The 6,351-nt window shown below is 40.1% G+C and carries 7 protein-coding genes and 2 pseudogenes; all 9 read left to right on the plus strand.

The window, feature by feature from the left end; all coding sequences use genetic code 11:
* Nucleotides 1-597: pseudogene (locus I2H39_RS29395) on the plus strand (relaxase/mobilization nuclease domain-containing protein); the annotation flags it as partial.
* A gap of 46 nt (nucleotides 598-643) precedes the next feature.
* The gene (locus tag I2H39_RS29400) at nucleotides 644-1,213 is read left to right on the plus strand and encodes a hypothetical protein (protein ID WP_243281854.1); all 570 of its coding nucleotides are present in this window, start codon (nucleotides 644-646) and stop codon (nucleotides 1,211-1,213) included.
* A gap of 104 nt (nucleotides 1,214-1,317) precedes the next feature.
* Entirely contained in the window at nucleotides 1,318-2,724 is a 1,407-nt protein-coding gene (locus I2H39_RS28620) for a repa (RefSeq protein WP_195628117.1), read from the plus strand.
* Between the two features lie 48 nt (nucleotides 2,725-2,772).
* A pseudogene (locus tag I2H39_RS29405) lies at nucleotides 2,773-3,171 on the plus strand (hypothetical protein); the annotation flags it as partial.
* Nucleotides 3,172-3,195: 24 nt separating this feature from the next.
* Entirely contained in the window at nucleotides 3,196-3,843 is a 648-nt protein-coding gene (locus I2H39_RS29410) for a papain-like cysteine protease family protein (RefSeq protein ID WP_347708616.1), read from the plus strand.
* Between the two features lie 25 nt (nucleotides 3,844-3,868).
* Complete coding sequence (locus I2H39_RS28630) at nucleotides 3,869-4,756, plus strand: hypothetical protein (protein WP_195628119.1); 888 nt, start codon at nucleotides 3,869-3,871, stop codon at nucleotides 4,754-4,756.
* 896 nt (nucleotides 4,757-5,652) lie between these two features.
* Complete coding sequence (locus I2H39_RS28635; RefSeq protein WP_195628120.1) at nucleotides 5,653-5,841, plus strand: hypothetical protein; 189 nt, start codon at nucleotides 5,653-5,655, stop codon at nucleotides 5,839-5,841.
* Nucleotides 5,841-6,164, plus strand: a complete 324-nt coding sequence (mobC, locus tag I2H39_RS28640; RefSeq protein WP_195628121.1) for a plasmid mobilization relaxosome protein MobC — start codon at nucleotides 5,841-5,843, stop codon at nucleotides 6,162-6,164. The genes I2H39_RS28635 and mobC overlap by 1 nt, the downstream gene beginning before the upstream one ends.
* Nucleotides 6,125-6,351 (plus strand): relaxase/mobilization nuclease domain-containing protein (locus tag I2H39_RS28645; protein ID WP_195628122.1); only part of this gene is annotated, 227 nt, incomplete at its 3' end. The genes mobC and I2H39_RS28645, both read left to right, overlap by 40 nt.

Raw genomic sequence — 6,351 nt, forward strand, 5'->3', positions numbered from 1 at the left:
CTATGGGAGAAAACAGGGGGAAGGACATATAAGCACTTCGTCCAGAGCTACCATAAGGACGAGAAAATCTCACCGGAGCAGGCTCATCAGAACGCTCTGCAGCTTGCTGAAAATACCCCAGCATGGAATGGATTTGAAATTCTTGTAGCTACCCATAAGGATAAAGACCATATCCATACACACTTTATTGTCAATTCTGTAAATTATGAGGATGGACACAAGCTGCAGTGGAGCAGCGCCGACCTGCAGGAGCTGAAGGAGAGGTGCAACACACAGAGTCGGGAACAGGGACTGCACGTTCCAGAAAAGGGCAAGACCTTTGAGGGAACGGAGCGTGAGGAAACAGTGGCATGGAAGAAAGAGACGTACCAGCTTCTGAAGCAGGCGGAGCAGGGGAAAGTAAAAAGCTATGTCCAGGACATTGCCCTGGCAGTCCTGGACTGTAAGGAAGCCACCTCCAGCCGGGAGGAATTTATCCGGATGATGGGAGAAAAAGGATATGGCGTGGACTGGCAGGACAAGCACAAGTATATTACTTATACAGACTTAGCCAGGGAACAGGAAGGAGAAAAAGCTTGTAAAATTAGGGATAATAAGCTGGAAAAATATTACAATATGGGTTTTGGGAAGGAGGAACTGGAGCATGAGTTTGAGAGAAATGCACGAACAGCAGAAGCAGAGCAGTCCAAGAGAGCAGCTTCAAGAGTTAAACCGGCAGAGCCGGACAGAGCTGGAGAACAGCTTGCTGAAGGAAGCCTTAGCTTTGTCGAGCGAGAACTGCGAGGAATTGATGAAGCAGTCAAATCAAGGACAAGCCAGGGCAGAGCAGAACAGGCAGAGAGATGCCGAGTTGAGCAGGAAGCTCATCAGCGAGCTGAAAAAGCACATCGAGCAGTTAGAGAACAGCAACGAACTGCTTCAGAACGCCATATCAGCCGAAATTGGGAGCCTGAGAGATGAGATCAGAGAAAGTACCATCCAAGAGGTTAGAAAGGCGTTACAGGCGAATATAGAGGCTATACAGAGGGCTACAAAAGCTCTTGAAAAGCAGTCTGATACACTTACAAGCGTGATGAAGCAAAAGATCCGGGAGCTGGAGGAAAGCAAAAACAGCTTTTTCAGATATGAGGGATTGAAGCTGTATCTGTTTTGGGGCGGTATGGTCTGTAATATTGGAACATTTTTGATAGTGTTATATTATTTTGCCAAGTAAAAAGATGTATGAATTGACATTTTTAAATAATTTTTTTATACTAATAAAAAAGGTAAAAAAATGTATTGATAAGATAAGCGGTAAAGGGGTATGGGCAGAGTGTTATGACTAAATATATAAAAAGAAGAGATAAAAGGGGGTATGAGTGGAAATCTGCTTATCGGGAGAAAGAAGCTCTTATGTTGGAGAGGGGATACCTTGAAGTAAGTCCTTATAATTTCTATCGGGACTTATTTCCGGCAGGTAGTCTTCAACAAGAGTCTGGGGATGGAAAAGGAAATATTATAGCAACGCAAATTAGACCATCTGGCAATGGGCGAACTCGGCAATGGATTATTGGTGATAGTTTGGATTTGTTAGATAAAGTCATAGGGGACACATATGGCATGATACCACCTATTAGCTTTTATGGAAAAACGCACTCGAAGGAGATGGCGCATGAGCTGTTTGCAGTGGCGATTGATGTGGATTATGTTGGCAAGCAGCAGCTGAAGAACTTATTGAAGCAGTTTAGGAATGGAGTACAGCTTTGTCCTACTTATCTTGTTAGTTCTGGTAAGGGGGTACATCTTTACTATTTTTTGCAGGAGCCAGTTCAGTTATATCGAAATAGGGAAGAAGTACTTGCGGAGTTGAAAGAAGCTTTTATTCGACGGTTATGGAATGATACCAGTTCTATTCGTCCAGATAGTCTGGATATAACTGGTATTTATCAAGGCTTCCGGTGTGTGGGGAGTCAGTCGAAGCTGGGTGTAGATTTTCCAGTAAAAGCTTATAAGTTGTCAGAGAACCGTTATACATTGGAGGACATAAAAGCCAGCATACCAAGTTGTGAAGTTGATCTTGCTCCTTTGTATGAGAAGCCGAAAAGAAAAAGCATTGTTACATTAGAAAAAGCAAAGGAGCTGTATCCGGAGTGGTATGAGAGGAGGATTGTGCAGAGAGAGCCGAAGCTGAAAAGTAAGAAGCAAGGTGGTACGTGGGTATGTAATGAAGCGTTATATGAGTGGTGGAAACGGAAAATAATGGAGGAGGTGAGAGCTGGAGGGAGGTATTTTTCTATTATGGCTTTGTGTTCATATGGCTTGAAATGCGGTATATCGGAACAAAAAATAAGACGAGATGCCTATTCGTTTCTGGATCATTTAGAGAGCCTTACAGAGGATGAGGATAACCATTTTAGTCGTGCAGATGTAAAGGATGCTCTTCAAGCATTGAATGTAGATAGAAAAAGATTGTCAACAATAGCAAGCCGAGAATGGATAGAGAATAATACGAAAGTTAGTATACCAGTGAATAAGAGAAACTATAGAAAACAGGTAATACATCTTGCACGTGCAAGAGCAGTACAAGATATAGATTATCCTAATCATGAGTGGGCTGGCAGACCAAGTATGGAACATGTAGTTAAAGAGTGGCGTAGGAATCACCCTAATGGACGGAAAATTGATTGTATTCGAGAAACAGGCTTGAGTAAACCTACAGTATATCGTTGGTGGGAAGGAACATAAGCGTTAGGAGGTAAAGAAATGAAAAAGTTAATATGTATTTTTAGTGGGATGTTGCTTAGTATATTGCTTGTTACATCTGTATTTGCTTCTGGAAGGTATGAGGAAACAGATAGAGGTACAGTTTATATAACGGATGAGACAAAGCAGATTCCATATTTAACTTTTGATGAAATTTCGTTATACAATGCTGAAGGCACATGGCATGAAGACGCTAATGGTTGGTGGTTTGAGTATTCTGGAGGAGGGTATCCAAGTAATACATGGGAACAAGTAGAAAATTATTGGTATTATTTTAATGAATCTGGATATATGATAACTGGTTGGATTCAAGTAAAAGGTAAATGGTATTTTTGTGAAACTTCTGATCAGGGAGATGCTCCACATGGAAGTATGATAACTGGTTGGAGACAGGTTGATGGGGAATGGTATTTTTTTGAAACAGCAGGTACAGATGAAGTACCATTAGGCTCAATGATAACTGGTTGGTATACTCGAGATGAAAACGATTATTATTTTAGAGAAGAAAAGACAGGAACGCATCCAATTGGTTCTATGGCTACTGGTGTTGTGAGAATAGGCGATATTATGTATGATTTTAAAGATGATGGAATATGTTATTCGACTTTTTGTCCAGTAGTACGTAGAAAACAAGAGAAAGATAATTGGTGTTGGGCTGCATCGGCTGAGATGATAGGAAAATATAGGAATCCAGCAAGTAAAAAAACACAAGCAGACATAGTATCAAATTTTTATTTATTAGATTTTGATATTGGAGGATTGACTATACAAATGCCAGCGGCATTAAAATTTGTTGCTGGAGATAAAATCAAAGATACTAAAATTAATCATGGTCCACTCAATTTTGAAGAAACTAAAGCGAGTATAAAAAATAATGAGCCTTTTGTTGGTATATTGATATGGTCAGATTCTGGATTAATTCCTAATGGGCATATGGTAGCAATGACTGGATATGCTGAAAAAACAAATGAGATAAAAATTTTAGATCCATGGGAAAATACAGAAAGTGTATTTGTTCCTTATGACAAAGCGATAGTTGAATATCAATTTTTAACAGGAAGAGGAACTTATACGGACAGTGTTCTTGCTTATAAGAATTAATGATTAATTAGGAGGGAGAGAGACTATGAGAAAAATAATTGTTATGTTTACATATATTTTTTTATTATTTAATCTTAGTTTCAATTCATATGCTTCAGAACACTTGATTCCTTTAGAAGGAAATGAGTATCAGGAAATTACTTCTATGAAAGATGAAGTTTTGTATCATGTTAATTATGGAGGAGCACGTACAGAACTTAATCGAGATGTAAGAGCAGATGAAGTAGAAATGCAAAGAGCATATAAAATTTATTCCAATTCTGAGCTATTAACAACTGAAAATCTTAAAGAAACATTGAAAGATAGTCACTATATTTGGCAAATTCCTATTTACACAGATAATTATACAGTTTTAGTTGATATAACTAAAGTGACATCAATTCCTGATGATATTCCTGAAGATGCAAAAGAAATGCTTAAAGATGATTTGAATAAATGGACTGTAGGAGCGGTTTATGTGTATAAAACAGAGATGGTTGATTACGATAATGCTGTAACAGTTTCTATGATGGGAGCAGGATATAATAGCAATGAGTATACATATGAAATTGTATCAGGTATTCCGGGAATAAGATATCCTGCGGCTGTTGTATTTGATTCTGATGAAAAACCTAAATTTGTAATTCCTGCACAAAAAGCGACCGCACATGCATTTAATGGGGAATGGCCTACGGCAATAAAAAATAAAGAAGATGTAGATAGACATAGTGATAATGAAAGCGGTTTTCCGATTTATAATTATGAAGATGTTGTTAGAGCATCAAATTCTTATTATCAAAAAGGAATAGGGGGAGTGGGGCTTTCTTATGAGAAAAATATTTCTGGTAAAACGATTATGGTATTGTTAATTTTAGGTACTACAGGAATTTTATCATTCAGTATTGTAAAAAGAAAAAAACAAGTCAATAAATAGAAAAAATCATAAATAGTAACAAAAGATAGATTGTAGTAAAAAAGAGTGAATACTTGAAAGAATATATAACATATGCTATAATGCCAGTAGGCAAAAAGATGTGAATGCTCATAGCGAGCAGCAAAAACCCCCAGAGTTGCGACCTCTGGGGGTTTTTTATTCCGTTTCGGGTGGGTGGCTTAAGCCCAAGGCTGACTACCAGCTATTTGTCTCCGTCCAGCCATTTGCAGATGTAGTAGGCGACTACACTTGCCAAAACAGAGAGAAAAAAAGATGTGAATATACTCATAGCGTTCACCTCCTTCCTCTACCTGTCTGGAGGTGGTAGCTTGTCAATTATAGCATAGGGGCAGAAATGCCACAAGAAGCCATTTCCCCTTGTTTATTATCAGAGCCATAAGGAAAAGAGTGTCAAGGGCGGTCGAAAGACCACAACGTTTCCCCTTGACGCTCTTTTTTGTTGGCTATCATGCCGGAGGGGAAAATGGCTGTCCGTCCGTTCCGTTACTTCCCCCTGTGCTTCATTGTCCGTTCCGGCGGAAGAAAGTAAAGGGTGGTCTGCGACCATTTTTTATCTGCTGTACTCGCTGATCGGCAAGCCGAAGCTCATACTGCAGATAAAAAACAAGCCCTTGACTGTCTTCCACCTACACTTCCAAAGTCGCCCAAGAGGAAGTAAGCTCCACTATATTCTTGGCAGAATATACGCACGAATATATCCGCTTGATATAGGGTGTCTATCATGCTATAATATGTATAGCGGATATATTGCAAGTTCCCTAAAGTGTTATCACTTTAGAACTTGTGAGGGTGGCAAGCCCCCCTTCAATCCCCCTTTTCAGAGAGCCGAAAGGCTCATAATGATGATGGCAGCACTGAAGAAAGAGAGGTAAGTTATGGCGGTGAAATTTGAATTTTATTTGAGCGATGAAGATACCGAAAGACTATTTGCAGTGAAAGAGGATAAAGGTAAGACGGAACTGACTGGAAATGAGTATGCACGAGAATTGTTGGAAAGAGAGCTGCACCGGCTGCATCCAAGCAGGGTAAAGTATGATGATGAGACAGGAGAGCGAATTAAGTAATGGCAAACAAGAATAGACCAAAACAGCTATCTTTTCGGGTAAACGAGGAAGAATATCAGCAGCTGCAGGAGAGGGTTTTAGAGAGTGGTAAGAACCAGCAGGAATATATCCTTTCCTGTGTGCTGGATAAAAAAATCATTAATACGGACGGAATCAAGGAACTTATCCCGGAGCTGAAGCGGATCGGGAACAACCTCAACCAGATAGCAAAGCGGTGTAATGAGGGCGGAGTGCTGCCAAGTGAAGCCGAGGTGCGGGAACAAGGGGAGGAGCTGAAGCAAGTATGGCAGTTATTAAGGCGGTATCTTCAAAGGCAGGCATAGGACAGGCGATAGACTATGTGACGAAAGAAGAAAAAACAGAGGAGAAGCTTGTCAGTGGTCTGCATTGTGAAGCAGAGACGGCAAAGGAGGAAATGCAGGCTACCAAGGAACTATGGGAGAAAACAGGGGGAAGGACATATAAGCACTTCGTCCAGAGCTACCATAAGGACGAGAAAATCTCACCGGA

The sequence above is a fragment of the Clostridium sp. 1001283B150225_161107_B6 genome (genome assembly GCF_015556325.1).
Classification (GTDB): Bacteria; Bacillota; Clostridia; order Lachnospirales; family Lachnospiraceae; genus Enterocloster.